The sequence below is a fragment of the Nocardia araoensis NBRC 100135 genome (assembly GCF_000308435.1).
Taxonomy (GTDB): Bacteria; Actinomycetota; Actinomycetes; order Mycobacteriales; family Mycobacteriaceae; genus Nocardia; species Nocardia araoensis.
On sequence record NZ_BAFR01000078.1, the window covers coordinates 1 to 2,316 of the forward strand.

The 2,316-nt window shown below is 58.7% G+C and carries 3 protein-coding genes and 1 pseudogene; all 4 read right to left on the reverse strand.

The annotated features are described in order from the left end of the window. Positions 1–55: 55 nt before the first annotated feature. Positions 56–499, reverse strand: coding sequence for a protein-tyrosine phosphatase family protein (locus ON21_RS36875; RefSeq protein ID WP_083880528.1), 444 nt, complete (start codon positions 497–499; stop codon positions 56–58). Positions 500–605: 106 nt separating this feature from the next. Beyond that, the gene (locus tag ON21_RS37875) at positions 606–1,118 is read right to left on the reverse strand and encodes a transposase (RefSeq protein WP_083880529.1); all 513 of its coding nucleotides are present in this window, start codon (positions 1,116–1,118) and stop codon (positions 606–608) included. After that, positions 1,111–1,305, reverse strand: a pseudogene (locus ON21_RS40940) (transposase); the annotation flags it as partial. The gene ON21_RS37875 and the pseudogene ON21_RS40940, both read right to left, overlap by 8 nt. A gap of 202 nt (positions 1,306–1,507) precedes the next feature. Then, positions 1,508–2,316, reverse strand: an 809-nt coding sequence (locus ON21_RS36890) for a thioesterase domain-containing protein (protein WP_083880530.1), incomplete at its 5' end; no start/stop codon positions are given.

A 2,316-nucleotide genomic window follows, 5' to 3' on the forward strand; every position in this document is an offset into this window, starting at 1 on the left:
TTAGAAGGTGTCTCACGTCGTGATGTTTAGTTGGCCGGGTGTGGGGGCTTCTTTGTCAGCGGTCGGCTGGAGTCGTGAAGCGATGAACGAAGCGGCGTTGCCATGGTGTTTCGACAGCGTGCGGTGAATAGTGCGTGCGGATATAGGTGACTGCCTCGTGTGCGGGGATGCCGTCGAGCACTGCGATGCATGCAAGTGCCGTGCCGGTTCGGCCGCGGCCGCCGTTACAGGCCACCTCGACTCGCTCGGCGTCGCTTCGTTTCCACGCCTCCTGCATTGCACGGTAGGCGTCGGTGCGATCTGAAGGCAACCAGAAGTCGGGCCACCGAATCCATCTGCTGGACCACGCCACGGACGGAGGTTGTTTTTCAAGCAGGTACAACCCGAATTCAGGCACAGGACCGCCCGGCATCGGCCGACGAAGCGCTCGGCCACGGATCGACCGACCCGAGGGCAGAGCGAGCAGGCCAGGCGTAGAAGAGTCCCAGGTGACTGTCACGAATACATCCTAGATTGCTTTTCGTCGCTCTCAGCTTCACCAGTCTCTTGTGGCAGGTCAGTGCGGCGGCGAGGGTTGGGAAGGCGCAGGAGTGGTTGGCGTAGCGCTAGTATCGGATGGTCAGGCGGTGGTAGCCGAACAGCCAGGCGATCGACCGTTCGATCACCCGTCTGTGCTTGCCGACGTCTGTGCTTGCCGAGCTTCTTGCTGGACTCGATGCCTTTGCGGGCGATTTGCACGGCATTTCCCTGTCATGCACGCACTCTCGTAGTTCGATGTGGTCGTAGGCTTTGTCGGCATGCAGCTTGTCGGGTTTGCGTTGGCGCGGGCCGTGACGGGACTTGATCGCGGGGATGGGCCTGACCAGTGGCTTGAGAGCGTCGGCGTAGTTGGTGTTCGCGGCGGATACGGCAACCGACAACGGCAGGCCGTCCCGGTCGGACAGCGCGTGGATCTTCGACCCGGTCCTGCCTCGGTCGACCGGGTTCGGACCCAGTCGTAAATCCCTTTTTCGCCCGCACCGACGCTCCGTCGCAGACCGCGCGCGACCAGTCGACCAGGCCCGCGCTACCGAGCTCGTCCAGGACCGCCCGATGCGGCTTGCGCCACACCCCCGCATTGGTCCATTCGGTGAACCGGCGGTGTGCAGTGGGCACGGTGACACCGAATGACGGCGGCAGGCACCGCCAGGCGCATCCGCTGGTCAGGACATACACGATGGCGGTGAACACCGCCCGGTTGTCCACCGGGGCGGTGCCACCACCCTGCGGGCGAGAATTTAACCGCTGGATCAGCGGTTCTGCCAACTCCTACAACTCATCCGGCACAAGCCGACGCGAAAACTCATCCACCACAACAGATTAGACAATGCGCGTTAGCGAATCACAACCACGTAAGACACGGCCTAAAGGCTCAGTAGGGGCACTTATCCTGAGGGTCATCGATGCCTTCAATGTGAATCGAGAGCGAGCATACCTATTGCTCAAACCGAATGCGACCAGAGTTGGATTACTTTAAACGAGCGGCGATGGCGGGACCAACCGTTTCCAGCACATCCTTGTCCATCAGGCCGACATGGGTCGCGTCGATGTGGATGTCGATTACCCTACCGGTAACGTAAGGTTCCCAAGCCTTAGAAATAGCCAAACCTTCCGCACTTCTTCCCTTAGCTGCTGTAAAGAACATCAAATCACCGCTATGAACTCCCGCTGGCGCACCAGGCACAGGCGGCCTGGAGAGATTCTTAACAACTCGGTCAGCTACCTCAATCGATAACCCACCCACAGTAGCCAGTCGCGAACTCAGCAGTAGCATCAATTCATGTTCATCACGAATCTCCGGGGGTACATCCACGTCGAGAAGTTCTCGCCACCCATCTAGTAGGTCCATTTCATCACCCGGCATTGGGTCTACCACGTCTGAGCCGGGTGTTGTATCCAGGATCACCAATAGGTCAACTATTCGGTTCTGCGCGGCGAACTTCACTGCGATGTCATGTGCGATACGCCCTCCCAGTGACCAGCCGATAAGACGGTACGGCCCCTTGGGTTGGATCATGAGGATCTCCTCTATATATCGATCGGAATAGTCCTCAATAGTCTCAAATACACTCTCGTCACCCACTATGGACGGATCCTGGATTCCGTAAAACGGAATGTCGTCGCTGAGATACTTCAGCAGTCCGAAATATCTCCACGCCAAACCTCCGCCAGGATGGATGCAAAAGACTGGGATGCTATTCCCAGAGGAGTTTGCCGATTGAACTATCCGCAACCCTGAGTCCTGTGTTGGGCTGAGCCCCGTGTCGATCCTCATAG